Source organism: Armatimonadota bacterium, from assembly GCA_016223145.1.
GTDB lineage: Bacteria > Armatimonadota > Fimbriimonadia > Fimbriimonadales > Fimbriimonadaceae > Nitrosymbiomonas.
On sequence record JACRPN010000005.1, the window covers coordinates 1 to 18,401 of the forward strand.

The window sequence follows — 18,401 nt, forward strand, 5'->3', positions numbered from 1 at the left end:
CGGAGACCTTCTTGGCTTCGGTGTCGTCGAAGCTCTTCACCTTGCCGCCAAACGGCACGGGCCGCGCGATGACCGCCACCTTGGCTCCCTTGGGACGCGAATCGAGGGCAAACACCGCCTTGCCTTGAACGACCGCGGGCGTGTCCACCATCTTGGTGGGCTTGCCGAGAAGCTTGAACTCGCTGGGCTTCTTGAGCGTGACCGCCGAACGCTCGGGAACCGGCAGCTTCGCTGCGATGGCCGCCAATTCGCCGAAGGTAACGCGCTGGCCCGAGTTGCCACCGAGGATCGAGCCGTTCTCGATGCGGCACTGCTCGACGCCGATGTTCCACTTCTGAGCAGCCGCCTGCCTCAGCATGAGGGCTGCAGTAGCGCCGGCCCAGCGCATCGCCGAAAAACTCCCGCGAATGCTGTTGCTGCCTCCAATGCCCTGGCCGCCGTACTGTCGCATGCCCCCGTCGGCCTTCGACATGACAACCTTTATCGACTTCCAGTCCACACCGAGCTCTTCAGCGACGCACATGGGAAGGGAAGTCTTCACGCCGGTACCGCACTCGGGCCTTGGCGCGAGGATCGAAACGACTCCTGTCGTGTCGATGGAAACGAAGACATTAAGCGTCGCGTTTTGGGCTGCCTCGTTCGACGCACCGGCCGCTTTGCGGCTCGGCAACACGCAACCCAACACGAGCCCTCCGCCGGCGATCATGCCGGCATTCAGAACCGTGCGTCGGGAAACTTTGGTGATAACGCTCACTTGGAACCTCCCATTTTCGCTGCTCGCTTGATCGCCTTCTTGATGCGCGGATAGGTGCCGCATCGGCAAAGGTTTGCGCCCATTCCGGCGTCAATTTCGGCGTCAGTCGGATTCGGCTTTGCCTTAAGGAGTGCGGCTGCGGCAAGGATCTGTCCGCCCTGGCAATAGCCACACTGCGGCACATCTTCCTCGATCCAAGCCTGCTGAACCGGGTGCGAGCCGTCTTTGGAGAGCCCCTCGATGGTCATCACCTTCTGGTTCTTGACCTCGGAAACGGGCAGGAAACAGCTCTTGTGGGTCTTGCCGTCGAGGAGCACCGTACACGCGGCACAATCTCCGACACCACAACCGTACTTAGGTCCCTTGATGTCCAATAGGTCTCGAAGAGCCCAAAGCAAGGGCATGTCGGGATCGGCGTCGAAATCCCGTTTCTGGCCGTTGACGTTGATGCTGAATTTGGCCACGCAGCTACCTCCCAGGCGCTGGGCCGCGCCTGCCTTGGCAGGTGCGTTTCATGCCCAACCGCTCTTCTCCTATGATACGCAGGATTGCGGGGAAATCGTGGGCATCAGTTCAGGTGCCTCTTGCCCAACTCCCTCTCCTCTGCTGGGAGCATTACTTTAGCGGCGCCTGTCTCCCTCCCCAACCCCTCCCTCATATTCCGCCGGAGCGAAAGACAAGGGAGGGGCTAGTCCTCTCCCACGAGGGGAGAGGGGGAAGGCCTGGCTTACGCGTCCGCGTAGAGGAAGAACTCATAGGGGTGCGGACGCAGGTCGATCGCGTCGCACTCGTTGAGCAGCTTGTACTCGATGTAAGTATCGATCAGGTCCTTGGTGAACACGTCGCCCTTCATCAGGAAGTCGTGGTCCTTGGCCAGCGCCTCGAGGGTGGCCCGGAGCGATCCCGGCGTTTGCGGGATGTTCTTCTTCTCCTCGGGTGGCAGCTCGTAGAGGTCCTTGTCCATCGGCTTGGGCGGCTCGATCTTGTTCTGAATGCCATCGAGGCCGGCCATCAGGCACGCGCTGAACGCCAGATACGGGTTCGCCATGGGGTCCGGCGCACGGAACTCGATGCGTTTGGCCTTGGGCGACTTGCTGTACATGGGGATTCGAACGCAAGCCGAACGGTTGCGCTGCGAGTACATCAGGTTGATCGGCGCCTCATAGCCCGGCACCAGACGGCGATAGCTGTTGGTGGTGGGCGCGCAGAAGGCTAGCAGCGCGGCCGCGTGCTTCAGGATGCCGCCGATGTACCAGCGCGAGATGTCCGAGAGGCCCGCATAGCCGGTCTCATCGTACATCAGCGTCTCGCCGTTCTTCCAGAGGCTCATGTGGATGTGCATGCCGCTGCCGTTGTCGCCGAAAAGCGGCTTGGGCATGAAGCAGGCGATATAGCCATGCCGATAGGCGGTCTGCCGAATCACGTACTTGTACTTCAACAGGTTGTCGGCCATCGGAATGAGCGGCGAGAAGCGCATGTCGATCTCGCACTGCCCGGCAGTCGCCACCTCGTGGTGGTGCACCTCCACGTCGATACCTACGGCCTGAAGCTGGGTCACGATCTCCGAGCGGACGTCCTGCAGCTTGTCCATGGGTCCGCAAGGGAAGTAGCCGCCCTTGGGCCGGATCGTAAAGCCAGAATTGTCTTCCTTTCCGCTGTTCCAATGGGCCTCGTCGCTGTCAATCGCGAAGCCGGACTTCCACGGGTTGTTCTCGTACAGCAGCGAATCGAACAGGAAGAACTCGGCCTCGGGCCCAAAGTAGGCCTCGTCGGCGATGCCGGCGGAGCGCATGTACTGGAGGCATTTGTGGGCCACATACCGCGGATCGCGCGAATAGGGCTGGCGGGTGATCGGGTCCTCGATGTTGCAGATGACGACGGCGGTCTCGTGCTCGGCGAAGGGATCCATAAACATGGAGGCCGGGTCGGGGATGAGCAGCATGTCGGATTCGTTGATAGCCTGGAAGCCCCGAATGCTGGAGCCATCGAAGCCGATCCCGTCTTCGAAAGTCTCTTCCTTGAAGTCCTCGGCGGACATCGAGAAGTGCTGCCACTGGCCGAAAAGGTCGGTGAAGCGTATGTCGACGAATTTTGCCTTGTTGCCATGAACGAAGGCGACGGCATCCTTTGCGGTCATCATTTCCTCTCTTTGCCCCTCCTCAAGGGCGTTTTGGCGGGATGAATGCGGGTGCTCGGTTTTCAGGTGTTCGGGTTTTCAGGTGTTCGGGCTGTTGGTGTCCAGGTTCACCGTCTCACCGGCTCGCCCACTCACCGACTCGTCCCATCACCGTCTACAAGTTCCCCAAAACGGCGACGAACCGGACGCCCCGCCTGGCTCCGGCTCGCTTTTCTCTAAGAATCCCCTCGGCAACGCTGCCAACGATAGGACGAGTGTACCGAGCGGAACGCCTCCCAGGCAGGGGGTGTTTTTCCACCAGCGATGGGGAAGCAGCCCGAGGCTCCAAACATGACCTTTGGCCTACAACGACGAAGTCGGGAACCGACACAGGGATCTCCTCCGTAGTCCCTTCGAAACCCGACAGTTTTGAGGTGCAAACATGAGGATGGGAACACTCGCTTCGATCGTCGTCGCCGCAGGATGCCTGGCGCTCGGCACGTATTCCGCCGCCCAAGTGGACGGCATCGACCTGGTCGCCGGGAACCAAAACGTGGAGATCACGACGGTCCCCGCCGAATCCGCGATGCAGACCTACCGCGTCACGCAGAGTTCGAAAATGGCCAAGCCGAGCCCCGCGAGCACGAAGGCTCTGCAGAAGAAGATCACGAAGCGCTTCGCCAACGCCAACCTTTCCGAGGTTTTGGCGTGGCTGAGCCTTCAAGACCTCAGCTTTGTGGCCGACATGGGGGCCTTTCCCGATCGGAAGGTCACCTTCAACTTCAAGAACCAGACCCTGAAGAACGTGATGGACACCATCGCCGAGACGTTTGGCGGCGCCTGGAGCCAGAAGGGCGACATCTACACGCTGACGCCGAAAGCGCCCAGTTTCGTGTTTTCGCGTTCCGGAAAGGCCGGCTCGCAACCGTGGAGCTCCATTGCTCCACAGACCTTCACCATGACCCCAAAGGGCGAGTTCAAGCTCCAACCGATGCCGAACCGCGTCTGGGCGACTCCCAAGACCGAGTTCAAGATCGAGGGCTTGCCCAAGAGGAACTTCGAGTTCTCTTTGGGCAACATGCACAACCAGGGCAAGGAGCTGACCCCGGCCCAAAAGAAAGAGGTCGAGGCTGCCATGGCCAGGGCCAAGGAAGAAATCAAGCGGGCGATCGAGGAGCTAAAGGGGCACAAGGGCCATATCCAGGGACTTGATGACAAGCAGCTGCACGAGCTCATCAAGCATCTCCAGGAGATCATCGGGAAATCCGTGGGCGGCGCCTTCCAGTGGCAGGGCTTCGACGAAAACTCGATGGACCTCAAGCTCTTTGAAAAAGGCGAGATGAAGGAGCTTCATGACAAGGAACTGGCTGAGCACATGAAGGCTCTCCAGGGCCTCAAGCTCGATGAAAAGCACTTCGGCGACGCCATGAAAGAGCACATGAAGGCTCTGGAAGGGTTGAAGGGAGACCACATCAAGGTCTTCAGCGGCGATGAGATGAAGGAGCATATGAAGGCGCTCCAAGGCCTAAAGCTCGATGAGAAACACCTCGGTGACGCCATGAAAGAGCATATGAAAGGGCTGAAGGAGCTCGAAGGTAGCCATTTCAAGATGCTTGACAGTGAAAAGCTCAAGGCCCTTATCGAGAAGTCCCACGGCAACATGAAGGGGCTTGACGGGGAGAAGCTCAAGGCACTCATGGAAAAGTCTCATGCCGAGATGAAGATGCTGGACGCCGACAAGATGAAAGAGCTGATGAGCAAAGCCCATGCAGACCAGAAGCGCGTACTGGAGCTGGCCGAGGCGGGCAAACTCAAGGCCAAGGTGACCGGCGAGAACCTGGGCAAGTTGGCCGAGTCACTGACCGACGCCCAGCGCGAGCTCATGAAGAAGCAGGGCTACCTGACGCCAAAGGACCTTACCGAGGAGCAGCGCAAGCTGATCCCCGACATGGGCAAAGGTGACTGGACTCTGACCTATTCGAAGGACGGCAAGTCGGTGACGATCAAGGGGGGATAGTCTCCCACCCTCCCGACTTCGCTTCCCTCGCTCTGCTCGGCGGGATCTTCGATAGCCCCTCCCTCAGTTTCCACAAGAGTGAAAACCAAGGGAGGGGCTACACCAGCTCCACAGTCTCCAGGTGTCTCGGAATCGTCGTGTTCCATCCCAGGACCTCGCCGATCTTGTTGGCAAGCGCCGCCTGAGCCTTTGGCTCGCCGTGAACAATGAAGGTCCGCTTGGGCGGCTTCTGAAAGCCGGATAGCCACCTCAGAATCTCGCCCTGGTCGGCATGCGCGGAGAGCGCGTTCACCTTCTCCACCTTCGCGCGGACCTCGACCTCCTGACCCAACACGCGAACCGTCGGCTCCCCTTCGATCAGATCCCGTCCCAAAGTGCCCTCCGCCTGATACCCGGTGAACAGCACCACCGTGTTGGTCCGCTCCAGCCGCGCCAGCAGGTGATGCACCACTCGCCCGCCGTTGCACATGCCGCTGCCGCTGATGATCATCATCGGGCCCTGGCGCGAGTTGAGCTCCTTCGACTGCTCCCGGTCCCGGACCCACGTCACGTCCTTGGCCTCCAGCGGATTCTGCTGCTGGTCGAGCACCAGGCGCGCTTCTCGGTCGTATTCCTCCGTGTGCTTCAGGTACTGGACCGTGGCCTCACTGGCCATGGGGCTGTCAACGAAGATCGGGACCCGCTTGATCCGTCCTGAATCCTGCAGCCGCTTAATGTAGAAGAGCAGCTCTTGGGTACGGCCGATGGCGAAGCTCGGCGTGATGATGCATTGCCCCTGCTCCCACGCCTCGTTCAAGATGTGCTCCAGCTTGAGCTCGGGGTCCTCGACCGAGTGCAGCCGGTCCCCATACGTGCTTTCGACCACGAGGTAGTCGGTGTCCGCGACAGCTTCGGGATCAAGCAGGATCGGGGTGTCGTAACGCCCAAGGTCCCCCGACATGAGCAGGTTTTGGCCATCCGGCAGATCCATCGAGGCGAACGCGGACCCCAGAATGTGCCCAGCGGGCAAATACCTGTAGGTCACTCCCCCCGGAAGCTGGAATGGCGTATCAAAGCGCACCGGCTCGAATCGCTTCAGGCACCGAAAGGCGTCGGCTTCGGTATAGAGGGGCAGCGCCGGCTTGTGCCGGGTCAGGGCGTGCTTGTTGCGGTACCGGGCGTCGTCTTCTTGCAGGCGGCCGGAATCGGGCAGGCTGATCCTGGAAAGGCCAATGGTCCCAGGAGTGGCATAGATCGGCCCCCGATAGCCCTGAGCGACCAACCTCGGCAGATAGCCGATGTGGTCCATGTGGGCATGGGTGATCACCACGGCATCGATGTCGTGAGGCTGGATGGGAAGCGGCTGCCAGTTGCGCTCGCGCAGTTCGCGTTTGCCCTGAAAGAGCCCGCAATCGACGAGGATTTGCTTGCCACGTACACGAAGGAGATGTTTGGAGCCGGTAACGGTCTCTGCGGCGCCGCAGAACTGAAGGGTACAGGTCACGATTCCTGCATTGTGCCCTATCTACCGGCTACCAATAGGGCGGAAAGATCACGCCGTCCTGGTTCCGGTTGTCCGAGTAGATGACGCGGCTGTCTGACAAGCTCCAGCGATCACCTGTTCTTTCGAGGGTCATTCGGATGGCCGGCCGGTCGACGCCACCCCAGGTGGAAGGCTCCTCGGCGATCGCGAGGACATAGGCTCTGTTGCCCGTATAGCCGAGCACTTTGTAGAAGGCGTATTTGCCGTCGATCCCTTCTTCGTCAACGGCCTCCTGAACGGCCTCCATCATGGAACCTCCAACGAGTGCTGTCTGCGCCTCAAAGAAGGCATAGGGCAGCAGGGAACACGCGATGAACAGCGTCACCCAGATCTTCGAGGAGCCGTCTCCACCGTTCACCTGGATAGGACGGAACATGGTGACGAACAGGGTCAGCAGCCCTGACGCCACGAAGGCAGCACCGATGTAGAGGATGAACCCAAACATGCTCTTTCCCATCTTCTTCTCGGCGCGGCAGAAGGGGAGCAATACCCACCGGCGAGCGAAACCGGCAATTCCACCTGGAGAAAGGCGGCCTGAATTTCCGGGCCCATTGAACCGAAATTCTCAATGGGAATCGATGAATGCATGGATGAAGGATCGGGGGTTGCGGCGGGCCGAAATGCACCGCCGACATGCGGCGCAGAGCTTGAAGCGCTGTCCCCTCTGCAACACCTTGAACGCCCGCCAAAACGCAGAGTGCGTGACCTGCCGATGGTACGGCGAGTTCGAGAGCGACCCGTTCCTGATCGAGGAGGGGCTGGACCAGATGATGCGTCGGTGCCCCGAGTTCGCCGAGGACTTCCTGAGCGATTCCCGGGCCACGGGCGCCGCAGGACCGCTGACACGGGTGCTCACACTCGTGACGAACCTCTGGCGAAGGGTTTTGCGCTGCGGGCTCAGGCGACTCTATCCATCGGGTTAGGCGAGCCTATCGTGCCGTGCCGATGCGAGCCAGGGCTGCGTCGAGCTGGATGTTCGCCGTGCGCAGCCTCTGGCAAAGGAGCTTCCCGATGTTCTCGAACAGCTGCGCTTTGAGGGCGGCGTCGGAAACCAGAAGCGCGTCGAGATCACATGACGGGATCACGGCGGCGCTCGTGTGCCCCACGGCCGTGACGGTAGCCGAGCGCGGCTGATCGTCCACGAGGCTGACCTCGCCGACGACGCTGCCTGGCCCCACCTCTGCCAAGGTCTCCTCAGAGAAGCTCTTGATCAGCGCAGAGCCGGTCAGGATTATCATCAGATCGCTCTTCTTGTCGAACTGGCGCACCATCACCTGCCCGCCGTCGAAGAATTGCTCTTTGGCGATGTTCACGATCGCCTCACGCTGGGCATCGGCAAGGCCCCGGAACAAGTAGTTGTGGCGCACGGCTTCGGCAATATTCACTGGATCCTCCTGACTCGCACCCTATTTTAGAGGATGAAGGGCCAAGGATGCGAGGTCTGAGTGGCCGATAGGGACCTTCCGGTACCATTCCTACCTGAAATGAGCGTTCGCGTCCGCCCCTATGAGCCTGCTGACCTGGAAGGATTCAAGAACGTGCGTCAGCACGTGTACCATGGCGGGGCACCGATTCCGGAGGACACGCAGCTCTTTCGGGACGACATTCGCGTCACCGTTGTCGAGAAGGAAGGCAAAATCGTGGCCAGCGCGAACGCGCTCGATATGCGCATCGCCTGCCGAGGCGGGGTGCTTCGGAACGCCGGAGTCGCGGCCGTTGGCGTCCTTCCAGAGGAGCGATCGAGCGGTGTGGGGTCGGACCTGATGCGCGGCGCCGTCCGCGAGTATTTCGGCGCCGGCTTTCTGCTCTCAAGCCTCTACCCCTACCGGGGCGCGTTCTATCGCAGGTTTGGCTACGAGTTCAGTGGCAAGACGCTGGAGATCAAAGCCCCTTCCCAAAAAATCCCCAAGGTCCAGCCACTGCTGCCCGTTCGTCAGATTCCTGTCGAAGAGGCCGGGCTTTTGCGGCCGTGCTACGAGACCTTCACAGGGCGCTACAACGGGATGAACCTCAGAAACGACGACCAATGGTGGCGGCACCTTGGCCGGGAAAAGCCCTACACGATCTATGTTGTCGGCGAGCCCGTCGAGGCCTACGTGTCGGTCCGACTGGTTGCAGGGTTCTTTGAGAACCAGGAGGTCCATGAATTCGTGTGGACCACCCAGCGAGGCTATCTCGCCGCGCTTTCACTGATCCGCTCTCTGGGCATCAATCAGAACTCGGTGAGCTGGTTCGAGCCGGCGGATTCGCCGTTTCAGGCTCAGTTCGACGAACAGGGGATCGAGTTCAAATATGACTGGCCCCGGCCTATGTGGCGCGCCATTAACGTGCCTGAGTGTCTCGCCGCAATCAAACCGTCTGGGACCGGAGAGGTCACGTTGAGGGTCGAAGACCCGTTGATTCCAGAAAACGAGGGCCCTTGGCGGATCCAGTTTGGCTCAGAGCAAGTCGAAGTGGAGAGGGCGGATTCTGGTGCTGTGGAGATCGGTATTCACGCCTTTTCCCAGGCGCTGATGGGCGAACCATGTTTCACCCGTTGCCTGGAGCAGGGAAGAGCCACGGCGCGGACGGACGAAGCCGTATCCGCAATGGAAGCGCTCCTTCCTGGGGCCATCGTGTACACGATGGACTTCTTCTAGGGTCTGCGGGCTCCCGCCAGTCTGTCGTCCCGGTCCTGTCGACCCAGCCAAAGCTCTGCACCCTTGAGCGAGCTGTAGCTCGCTCCCCTGGAAAGTTGGGATGAACCCCGCCCTCCAAGCCGGACCGACTCTGTTAGTGACTACCCGTAGCCGCTGGCTTTAGCCGGTGAAGTTACACCATCACAGGCTGCTTCGCGGGCCGCCAGCGGACGTCCAGGTCCTTGACCGCTTTGGTCTCGTCCAGCCGTCCAACGACCTGAGACTTGGGCGCCTCGTGGAGCAAGTCAGGGTTGCTTTGAGCTTCCTTGCAGATGGCAATGAGCGTGTCGCAGAACTCGTCAAGCGTCTCTTTGGCTTCCGTCTCCGTGGGCTCGATCATCAGGCACTCCGGCACGATGAGGGGGAAGTAGTTGGTGGGTGGATGGAAGCCGTAATCGATGAGCCGCTTGCTGAAGTCGAGGGCGCGCACGCCGTTTTCCCGCTTGTACTTTTCAACCGTAATGACGCACTCGTGCATGCAGAAGCGGTCGTGAGCCGGGGGGATCCAGTCTTTGAGCCGCGCCTGAACGTAGTTGGCGTTCAGCACCGCATGGCGAGCAATCTCGGGCATATATTCCTTGCCCATCGCCAACAGATAAGTGAGCGCGCGGACGGCCATCAGGGAGTTGCCCCAGAAGCTGGAGACGCGCCCGATGGAGAGGGGCCGGTCGTAGTCGAGGAGGACTTGGGTGTCGGTCCTATACTTCCTGTCGGATGTGTCCGACGAGTCGGACAGGTCAGACAAGTCAGACTGGGCCCTGCGCACCACCGGGCTCGGCAGAAACGGCTCCAGATGGCCCTTGGCGCCGATCGCGCCGCATCCGGGACCACCGCCACCGTGGGGCGTGGTGAAGGTCTTGTGGAGGTTCAGGTGCATACAGTCGAAGCCCTGATCGCCCGGCCTCGTAATGCCCACCATCGCGTTCAGGTTCGCGCCGTCGCAGAAGACCTGGGCACCGGCGGCATGGACCATCTCGCACACCTTGACAATGTTTTTCTCGAACAGCCCCAGGGTCGAAGGGTTCGTGACCATAAACGCAGCCACCGTATCGTCGAGCTGCGCAGCCAGGCTCTCTAGGTCGGTCTGCCCGTCCTCGGTGGTCTTGACAGGCTTCACCGCATAGCCGCAACGCGCCGCGCTGGCAGGGTTGGTTCCATGCGCGCTGTCCGGGATGAGTACGACGGTGCGCTTACCGCCCTCGCCGCGCGATTCGTGGTAGGCCTTGACGAGCATGAGGCAGGTCTGCTCGCCATGAGCGCCGGCGACCGGCTGCATGGTCATCGCGTCGAAGCCCGTAACCTCCGTGAGAATCTCTTGAACCTCCGCGATCACCTCCAAGAAACCCTGGCACGTTTCGGCGGGCTGCATCGGGTGGACGTGGGTGAAGCCCGCAAGCCCTGCGGTGCGCTCATTGATCTTGGGGTTGTATTTCATCGTGCACGAGCCAAGCGGATAGAAGCCCGTGTCGATGCCGTAGTTGATTTGGCTGAGGTTCGTGAAGTGGCGGACCAGGTCGAGCTCGGCGATCTCGGGGAGGTTCAATTCCTCTCGCCTCTCGCCTATCGCTTCTCTCCAATCGACGTCTGGCGTGTCGCAATGGGGCACGTTGCAGCCGATGCGTCCAGGGCGAGACTTTTCAAAGATGAGGGTCGGGGTGGGGACCAGCTTGGTAGGCATGGCAATGAGGGGAGTTTACTCGGGGGCGTTGGGTTTGGGGTGTGGGGGGTTGTGGATGGAGGTCCCGGGCCACGGGCCGCAGTCGCAGGCCTCTTCTCACCGACTCCCCACAAGCCGCGGCACTCAGGGCTCGGCCAGGAACGGATACCTGTAATCGGTGGGGGAGACCAGCGTTTCCTTCACCGTCCTGGGGCTCAGCCAGCGGAACAGGTTGAGCATCGAACCGCTCTTGTCATTCGTCCCGGAACCTCTTGCCCCGCCAAACGGTTGCTGGCCGACCACCGCACCCGTGGGCTTGTCGTTCACATAGAAGTTGCCGGCTGCGTGGCGCAGAACTCTCGTTGCCAGGTTGACGGCGTCGCGATCCTGCGAGAAGATCGAGCCGGTCAAAGCATAAGGCGACGTCTGATCCACGATGTGCAGGGTCTCTTCAAACCTGCTCTCGTCATAGACGTTCATCGTGAGCACCGGCCCAAAAATCTCCTCGCACATGGTGCGGTATTGGGGATTTGCCGTTTCGATGACCGTCGGTTCGACGAACCAGCCCTCCGTCTTGTCGCCGGAGCCGCCCACGAGGATTGAGGCGTCGGTGGCTGCCTTGGCGCCGTTCAAGTATTCGAGGATGTTGTCGAAGTTCTTCTCGTCGATGACCGCGTTCACGAAATTCGAAAAGTCTTCGACCGTGCCCATCTTGAAGCTCTTCACCCCTTCGACGAGGCCCTCACGCACATGGCTCGCCATGTTGGAGGGGATGTAGCAGCGGCTTGCGGCCGAGCACTTCTGGCCCTGATACTCGAACGCTCCACGGAGCAAACCGGTCACGACGGCTTGCGGATCGGCGCTCGGGTGTGCGATAACGAAGTCCTTGCCGCCCGTTTCACCAACGATCCTTGGATAGCCCTTGTAGCGGTGGATGTTGTCGCCAATGGACTTCCACATCCCGTTGAAGGTGCCCGTGCCACCGGTGAAATGAAGGCCGGCGAAATCCGGATGGGAAAGACAAACTTCGCCGATCGTCGGCCCCGGCGCGAACACCAGATTGACGACGCCGTCGGGCAGCCCGGCCTCGCGCAGGATGTTCATGATCACGTTGGCGCTATAGATCTGCGTGTTGCTGGGCTTCCAGACCACCACGTTGCCGCATAGAGCGCAGCTTGTGGGGAGGTTTCCGGCGATGGCTGTAAAGTTGAAAGGGGTCACCGCGAGGATAAAACCCTCGAGGCCCCGGTACTCCGTGCGGTTGTGCATACCGGGCGCTTGGCCTGGCTGAAGTTTGAGGATTTCGGACAGAAAGTGAACGTTGAACCGGAGGAAATCAGCAAGCTCGCAGGCCGAATCGATTTCCGCTTGAAAGGCGTTTTTGCTCTGGCCGAGCATCGTTGCGCCGTTGATCGTGGCGCGGTATTTGCCTGAGATCAAGTCGGCGGCCTTGAGGAAGATGTGGGCCCGCTGCTCAAGAGTCGTTTCAGCCCATGTGGGCCTGGCGGCAAGCGCGGCGTCGATGGCCGCCAGGACGTGGCCGGCTTCGCCTTGGTGGTAGGTTCCGAGCACGTGAGAGATTTCGTGCGGCGGGCGCATTTCCTTGAGTTTCCCGGTGCGCACCTCTTTCCCGCCGATCATCATGGGGACCTCTGTCGGGCGCGCCTTCATTTCGCGCAGAGCGGCCTTAAGGATCTCGCGCTCCTTGGTGCCTGGGGCATAGGTCAGGACGGGCTCATTTTGGGGTCTGGGGTAGTCGAAAGCGCCGAGGCTCATAGGCCCAGTTTACCGATGTGAGTGCGGCGTGCTCCAGGTGCGTTTGGGCAGAGGACTCTGGGCTGCGCAGTGAAGCGCAATTGGCCTCGGCACTTCGGATGAAGTCTTGGAAGTGGGGCTATAAGCCCTCTCATGAACCTGCAAGACGTGTATTGGAGGGACGGAGGGACAGAGGAACGAAGGGACGCGGAACCGTAGCCGCAGGTCTTTAGCCTGCGTCCGGGCATTTATGAGATAGCTTGTAGTGGGAGACGCAAACGCGAACAAGCCACAAAGGACAAGGCCGCCGCCTTTCGGCGACGGCCCCGTCACTCTCATCGAGGGCCGGGAGGCCCGCTATTTGCTCGAAGTCCGGCCCTTACCCATCGCTTGTGCTTTGCGCAAGGCCCCAATCGCCGCCTGTTTTGCTTGGGGCGGCATCTTGTCGTTGTTTTCGATGTCCTTGATCTGCTTTTCCAGCGCCGCGCTGGACTCCTCGGGGGTCATTTGCACGTCCCCTCCGTAGTTCCCAGAACCGCAGCCGGCAGCCGCGAGAATCGAACCGAATACGACGAGAGCTGTGATGATCTTCATGTTCTTAGTAGGGATACCAAGCCGAGTCGAACTGCGCCGCTTCGCGAATGTAGATGTTCTTCGCCCAGTCGACCTTCGTACCGGTCTTGGATCGGGTCCAAGCGGCGGCGTGGCCATCCAGGAAGATGAACGGAACCGCATTGTTGTAGCGATAGCGAGGGAACATGCCGCAGCTTGCCCACATGTTCCAGCTTTCAGGCGTCTCGGTCTGTCCCGAGGGCGGCTCGTAATAGGCTAGGTCGCAGTCGCCATGGTTCGGCTCGATCGAGCGGTTGATGCCCGTTCGCCGCGGCACCCAGTTGGTGCGGTCCCAGTCCAGCCAGTCGGTCCAGTCCCACTCCCAGGCGGCAAACTGGAGCCAGTTGGCATAGCCCAGGTTGATGCCGCGCTCGATACACAAGACCTTCTCGGCCAGCATGTCAATGTTGGTCGGGCTGAAAACCGGCGGGATCGAATAGCCGTTCCAGGGCGCCGATCCGTCGCGCATCAGGTCCTGGTGCATGGCATAGGAGCCGTTGCGCTGCTTGGTGGAGTCGCCGGGCGATCGGAAGATGCCCTCAAAGCCCCAGAGCTCCCAGCCGCCGGCCGGGTCCTTTCCATTACCGTTCTTGATGTACGGTCCGACCATCTCGGGCCAGCCGTGCCAAGTGTAGGGGTTGGGCGGATCGACGTACTGCAGCATGGGCAGCTTATCGTCGTAGTCCGTCAGATACATCATGACGCCCATGCCGATGTTTCGGGCGTTGGACGTCGAAACGGCCTTTTTGGCCGAGTTCTTCGCTTGAGCAAAGACAGGGAAAAGGATCGCCGCCAATATGGCGATGATCGCGATGACGACAAGTAGCTCAATGAGCGTGAATGCAACTTTTCGTTTCATCTAGGGTGTCCTCCGAGGCGGTGCGGTCGAACCGCGTTCAATAAACTCCGTATCTAAGACAATGTCCTCGACATCCTTGTCCCCATCCACAAGCCTGAGCAGGCATTGAACGGCAAGGGTGCCAAGCTTTGTGATCGGCTGGCGCACGGTCGTGATTGGTGGGTTGACCGTGGCGCTCGTGGGGGTCATGTCGAAGCCCGAAATGGAGATGTCTTCGGGGACCTTCAGACCCGCTTCGCTGGCCGCATGGATGGCGCCGATGGCCATCTCGTCGTTGGCGCAGCAGACCGCCGTGGGAGGGACGGGAAGGTCGAGCAGTTCTTTCATGGCTCGGTACCCTCCGTCGATCTCGAAGCGGCCCCGCACGACGTACTCATCGCGGACGCGGAGCTTTTGCCGATAGAGCGTTTCTTGATAGCCTTTGAGCCTGAGGAGTGCGTCCTCCATCGTCAGAAGGCCGGTGATGTGGGCGATGCGCGTGTGCCCCAGGTCGATAAGGTGGCGGACGATCTTCGACATACCGCCCTCGTTGTCGATGCCTAAGTTCACCACGCCGCCCTGAGGGATGCCTGCCATGGTGACGCAGGGAAGACCTGCGTTGGCGACGCTGAGAACGGCGTTCTGGCCAACATAGGGGGACACGAAAATCGCGCCGTCAACGCGGCCATCGAGGATCGCCTCGCCGACTTCGTGCCCGCTCGTCTCGCTGAACCTGGTGTAGACGAGAAGGTCCTGATGGCGGTGGCCGGCTTCGTTGGTGATCCCGTTCAGGGCGAGCTGGAGGTAAGGGCTCAGGAACAGGTTGTCGTACATCTCCGGCGGCACGATACCGATGACGTTGTTCTTGCCGGTGATCATCGACCGCGCGAGGCGGTTCGGACGATAGTTCATCTCGCGAGCGACTGCTCGTACTCGCTCTCGAAGCTCTGCCGGAACGGGCCGCCCCGAATCGTTCAGCGCGTAACTCACCGTGCTGATCGAGATATTGAGCCTCTTCGCTATATCCTTGATTGTCGTCGCCATTGACCTTGCGAAACGTTTCGCGAAACGTTTCACCTCCTACAATACACAAGTTTTTGGCCAATGCCAAGTGTTTCTCGAAAAATGTCCTATACAGAAAAGTCAACTAAAATAGCAACGTGGTTCTTGGGAGATCGATTTTGTCCTTCGCGGGGCTTGGGCTCTTTGCCGTGGGGGTGTTCTGTTCTGCGGTCGGAGAAGGGGTTGGCAGGCAGCAGAGCGCGCCAGAAGGCGGGAGCGGCGCGTTGTTCCGAACGCAGGCGACAGCCTCCTCTCACCGAGCCTTGACGTCGGTCTCTTCTCTGGGGTCCACAGAGCTCATGGCTACTTCGGTACCGGCCCTCGACGAAGGACGCGACGCATCTGCCGACGAGCCGATCGAGTTCAACCGCGACATCCGCCCAATCCTCAGCCTCTGTTTCACCTGTCACGGGCCCGCCGCAGGTGACGGAGTCGCCGGACTGCGGCTCGACAGCTTCGAGGGCGCAACGAAAAAACTGGAGGACGGCAAGCAGGCCATCGTCCCCGGCAATCCTGACGCCAGCGAGCTTGTGCGCCGGGTCGAGGCCACCGACGAAGCGATTCTGATGCCCCCGCCATCGAGCCATAAGGTGCTGACGGCAGCCGACAAAGCCAACCTCCGCCGATGGATTCTGGAGGGCGCCAAGTACAAACCGCACTGGGCCTTCGTCAAACCGGTTCGCCCACCGCTTCCCACCGTCAAGAACACGAAGTGGGCCCGAAGCTCGATCGACCGGTTCGTGCTTGCCCGCCTGGAGCATGGAGGGCTCAAGCCGGAACCTGAAGCCGAAAAGGGCAGGCTCCTAAGGCGCGTGAGCCTTGACCTCACCGGCATTCCGCCCACACCGGCAGAGCTCGATGCCTTCTTGAGCGACCAGAGCTCCAGGGCCTATGAGAAGGCAGTGGACCGTCTATTGGCCTCGCCAAGGTACGGCGAGCGCATGGCCATGGATTGGATGGACTATGCCCGCTATGCCGACAGCAACGGTTATCAGGCCGACTACGAGCGCTATCAGTGGCGCTGGCGCGATTGGGTAATCGACGCCTTCAACGGCAACATGCCCTATGACCAATTCACGGTCTGGCAGATCGCCGGCGACCTGCTGCCAAACGCAACCATGGAGCAGAAACTCGCGACCGGGTTCAACCGCAACCACCGGATCAACACCGAAGGCGGCGTGATCGCAGAGGAGTGGCGCGTCGAGAACGTGATCGACCGCGTCGAAACCACGAGCGCCATCTGGCTCGGACTGACCTCGGGATGCGCCCGCTGCCACGACCACAAGTACGACCCCCTGACGCAGCGGGACTTCTATCGGATGTTCGCCTTCTACAACAATGTCCCAGAAACCGGATCCGGCGAAGAGCGCCCGATCAACCACCCGCCAACGCTCAAAACGCCCACCGCGGCACAGTCCGCCGAATTGGCGAGGCTCACGGCGCTGATCGACAAGAACGCGAAGTGGATGTCCGGCAGAGCAGCGGCGAACCGGGCGAGATCGGCAAGCTGGGCTCTGGCCCCGGAGAAGCCATTGAAGACTGCAGGGCAGCTAAGCCAGGTTCGTCTGAGCGCGACATCGGGACTAAAGACGGAGGGGAAGGTTCAGTTCGAACCCGGGAGAGCCACAGGCTCCGCAGCGCTATCGGAGGGAGGCTTCATCGATCTGGGCGATGCCGGAGCTTCCTTCGAAAAGGACACGCCGTTTTCCTATGGCGGTTGGGTGAAGCCGGCAAACGGCGAAGGCGCGCCGTTTGCACGGATGGACTCCGGGAACGCCTTTCGCGGCTGGGAGTGCTCGCTCGTCGGGGGCCGTCCCCAGGCGCACTTGATCAACCGATGGCCCGAAAACGCACTCAAGATCGCCGCCAAGAACACGATCCCGAACGGCAAGTGGACCCATCTTTTCTTCACCTACGATGGCAGCATGAAAGCGAAGGGCTTCCGGATGTACGTGAACGGGAAGGCGGTCGAGACGACCGTCGAGAACGACAGGCTCAGCGAGACGATCAAGACCGGGGTCTCCACCAAGCTTGGGCGAAGAACCAACTCCGAGCAGTTTGCAGGTTCGGTGGACGGGTTTGCCTGGTGCGACGCCGAAATGACGCCGGCAGAGGTTGCCCAACTTGCGGCAGCGCATCCGGCACGACCCCTCCTGGCCATACCGAAGGAGAAGCGCAGCAAGGAGCAATCGGAGGAGGTCGCCCGCCTGTGGTCGCTCGACAATGATAAGGCGTTCGCCAAGACCGCAGCGGAATCGGAATCGGCCCAGGAGGACTTACGCAAGCTCGAAGCGAGCATTCCCACGACGATGGTGCTCGAAGAGATGCCGAAATCGCGGGATTGCTATGTGCTGGAGCGTGGCCAATACGACAAGCACGGAGAGCCAGTGGAAGCCGGCCTCCCATCGTGGCTGCCCAACATGCCAAGCGGCGCTCCGAACAACCGGCTCGGATTCGCGCAATGGATCGTGTCGCCGGAGAACCCGCTGACGGCCCGAGTGACTGTGAACAGGCTTTGGGAGCGGTTCTTCGGGAACGGACTCGTGAGCACGGTCGAGGATTTCGGCACACGCGCCGAATACCCGTCGCACCCCGAACTGCTCGATTGGCTCGCGACGGAACTGGTGCGGCTGAAATGGAACCTTAAGGCGTTCATCAAAGAGATCGTGATGAGCCGGGCTTACCGGCAGTCCTCTGCCATTAGCGAGGAAAAGCTCGAAAAGGACCCGCAAAACCGGCTCATCTCGCGGGGACCTAGATTTCGGCTTCCTGGAGAGGTGATCCGGGATCAGGCGCTGTTCGTGAGCGGCCTGCTTGCGGAGAAGCTCGGCGGGCCGTCGGTCTATCCATACATGCCCGAAGCAGTCTGGGACGAAACGAACTTCTACGGAAACCTGAGGAACTACAAGCACGCATCCGGGCCCAACCTTTATCGCCGCAGCCTCTACACCATTTGGAAGCGCACGGCCGCCCCACCCAACATGCTGCTGTTCGACGTGCCGGCGCGAGAGGCTTGCCGCGTCCGTCGCGCCCGAACAGACACGCCACTTCAAGCGCTCACGCTCATGAACGACCAGACCTTCGTGGAGGCCTCGCGGGTCCTGGCTCAAAAGATGATGGAGGAGGGGGGAGCGACGCCAGAGTTGAGGATCACGTACGCGTATCGGCGCGTGCTGTCGAGGGACCCCTCTAAGGCGGAACTCAGAGTCCTGACGGCGAATCTGGCGGCTCGGACAGATCGGTATCGCAAGGACCCAAAGGCGGCAAGAAGGCTCCTCATCGCCGGAGACGCGCCGCTAAATCTGAGCCTCGACCAAGCAGAATTGGCCGCCTACACGCTGACCGCAAGCGCGCTCCTCAACCTGGACGAGACGGTGACCAAGGAATAGC

General features: G+C 60.9%; 15 protein-coding genes. 4 read left to right on the top strand and 11 right to left on the bottom strand.

The window, feature by feature from the left end:
• From HZC36_02320 to glnA, 3 genes are all read right to left on the bottom strand, one after another.
• The coding region (locus HZC36_02320; GenBank protein ID MBI5705804.1) for a xanthine dehydrogenase family protein molybdopterin-binding subunit at positions 1–754 on the bottom strand (754 nt) is incomplete at its 3' end.
• Positions 751–1,218 (bottom strand): (2Fe-2S)-binding protein, encoded by a 468-nt coding sequence (locus tag HZC36_02325; GenBank protein ID MBI5705805.1) that lies wholly within the window; start codon positions 1,216–1,218, stop codon positions 751–753. The genes HZC36_02325 and HZC36_02320, both read right to left, overlap by 4 nt.
• 263 nt (positions 1,219–1,481) lie before the next feature.
• Positions 1,482–2,891, bottom strand: coding sequence for a type I glutamate--ammonia ligase (gene glnA / locus HZC36_02330; protein ID MBI5705806.1), 1,410 nt, complete (start codon positions 2,889–2,891; stop codon positions 1,482–1,484).
• Between the two features lie 421 nt (positions 2,892–3,312).
• Between glnA and HZC36_02335 the strand changes: the two genes are divergently transcribed.
• The gene (locus HZC36_02335) at positions 3,313–4,887 is read left to right on the top strand and encodes a hypothetical protein (protein ID MBI5705807.1); all 1,575 of its coding nucleotides are present in this window, start codon (positions 3,313–3,315) and stop codon (positions 4,885–4,887) included.
• A 97-nt stretch (positions 4,888–4,984) separates the two neighbouring features.
• Here HZC36_02335 and HZC36_02340 read toward each other — a convergent pair whose 3' ends face one another.
• Positions 4,985–6,370 carry an MBL fold metallo-hydrolase gene (locus HZC36_02340; GenBank protein ID MBI5705808.1) on the bottom strand — a complete coding sequence of 462 codons (1,386 nt, stop codon included), beginning with the start codon at positions 6,368–6,370 and terminating at the stop codon, positions 4,985–4,987.
• A 28-nt stretch (positions 6,371–6,398) separates the two neighbouring features.
• Positions 6,399–6,896: a hypothetical protein gene (locus tag HZC36_02345; protein ID MBI5705809.1), complete on the bottom strand. Its 498-nt coding sequence runs from the start codon at positions 6,894–6,896 to the stop codon at positions 6,399–6,401.
• A 91-nt stretch (positions 6,897–6,987) separates the two neighbouring features.
• On the opposite strand from HZC36_02345, the gene HZC36_02350 reads away from it, so the two are divergent.
• Positions 6,988–7,332 (top strand): hypothetical protein, encoded by a 345-nt coding sequence (locus HZC36_02350; GenBank protein ID MBI5705810.1) that lies wholly within the window; start codon positions 6,988–6,990, stop codon positions 7,330–7,332.
• 6 nt (positions 7,333–7,338) lie between these two features.
• Here HZC36_02350 and HZC36_02355 read toward each other — a convergent pair whose 3' ends face one another.
• The gene (locus HZC36_02355; protein MBI5705811.1) at positions 7,339–7,794 is read right to left on the bottom strand and encodes a cyclic nucleotide-binding domain-containing protein; all 456 of its coding nucleotides are present in this window, start codon (positions 7,792–7,794) and stop codon (positions 7,339–7,341) included.
• Positions 7,795–7,893: 99 nt separating this feature from the next.
• On the opposite strand from HZC36_02355, the gene HZC36_02360 reads away from it, so the two are divergent.
• Complete coding sequence (locus HZC36_02360) at positions 7,894–9,048, top strand: GNAT family N-acetyltransferase (GenBank protein MBI5705812.1); 1,155 nt, start codon at positions 7,894–7,896, stop codon at positions 9,046–9,048.
• 172 nt (positions 9,049–9,220) lie between these two features.
• Here HZC36_02360 and gcvPB read toward each other — a convergent pair whose 3' ends face one another.
• The 5 genes from gcvPB to HZC36_02385 form a co-directional block, all read right to left on the bottom strand.
• Positions 9,221–10,765 (bottom strand): aminomethyl-transferring glycine dehydrogenase subunit GcvPB, encoded by a 1,545-nt coding sequence (gene gcvPB, locus HZC36_02365; protein ID MBI5705813.1) that lies wholly within the window; start codon positions 10,763–10,765, stop codon positions 9,221–9,223.
• Positions 10,766–10,888: 123 nt separating this feature from the next.
• Positions 10,889–12,520 (bottom strand): L-glutamate gamma-semialdehyde dehydrogenase, encoded by a 1,632-nt coding sequence (gene pruA / locus HZC36_02370; protein MBI5705814.1) that lies wholly within the window; start codon positions 12,518–12,520, stop codon positions 10,889–10,891.
• A gap of 336 nt (positions 12,521–12,856) precedes the next feature.
• Positions 12,857–13,093: a hypothetical protein gene (locus HZC36_02375; GenBank protein MBI5705815.1), complete on the bottom strand. Its 237-nt coding sequence runs from the start codon at positions 13,091–13,093 to the stop codon at positions 12,857–12,859.
• A 4-nt stretch (positions 13,094–13,097) separates the two neighbouring features.
• Positions 13,098–13,970, bottom strand: coding sequence for a prepilin-type N-terminal cleavage/methylation domain-containing protein (locus HZC36_02380; protein ID MBI5705816.1), 873 nt, complete (start codon positions 13,968–13,970; stop codon positions 13,098–13,100).
• Positions 13,971–14,993, bottom strand: a complete 1,023-nt coding sequence (locus HZC36_02385) for a LacI family DNA-binding transcriptional regulator (protein MBI5705817.1) — start codon at positions 14,991–14,993, stop codon at positions 13,971–13,973.
• A gap of 116 nt (positions 14,994–15,109) precedes the next feature.
• Here HZC36_02385 and HZC36_02390 point away from each other — a divergent pair, with 116 nt between their 5' ends.
• Positions 15,110–18,400 (top strand): DUF1553 domain-containing protein, encoded by a 3,291-nt coding sequence (locus tag HZC36_02390; protein ID MBI5705818.1) that lies wholly within the window; start codon positions 15,110–15,112, stop codon positions 18,398–18,400.
• Position 18,401: the final 1 nt, after the last annotated feature.

Bases quoted from the DNA above. Each gene is read 5' to 3' on its own strand.
- gcvPB (MBI5705813.1), bottom strand. From the start codon at position 10,765: ATGCCTACCAAGCTGGTCCCCACCCCGACCCTCATCTTTGAAAAGTCT.
- HZC36_02385 (MBI5705817.1), bottom strand. From the start codon at position 14,993: ATGGCGACGACAATCAAGGATATAGCGAAGAGGCTCAATATCTCGATC.
- HZC36_02360 (MBI5705812.1), top strand. From the start codon at position 7,894: ATGAGCGTTCGCGTCCGCCCCTATGAGCCTGCTGACCTGGAAGGATTC.
- HZC36_02380 (MBI5705816.1), bottom strand. From the start codon at position 13,970: ATGAAACGAAAAGTTGCATTCACGCTCATTGAGCTACTTGTCGTCATC.
- HZC36_02350 (MBI5705810.1), top strand. From the start codon at position 6,988: ATGAATGCATGGATGAAGGATCGGGGGTTGCGGCGGGCCGAAATGCAC.
- HZC36_02375 (MBI5705815.1), bottom strand. From the start codon at position 13,093: ATGAAGATCATCACAGCTCTCGTCGTATTCGGTTCGATTCTCGCGGCT.
- pruA (MBI5705814.1), bottom strand. From the start codon at position 12,520: ATGAGCCTCGGCGCTTTCGACTACCCCAGACCCCAAAATGAGCCCGTC.
- glnA (MBI5705806.1), bottom strand. From the start codon at position 2,891: ATGACCGCAAAGGATGCCGTCGCCTTCGTTCATGGCAACAAGGCAAAA.
- HZC36_02335 (MBI5705807.1), top strand. From the start codon at position 3,313: ATGAGGATGGGAACACTCGCTTCGATCGTCGTCGCCGCAGGATGCCTG.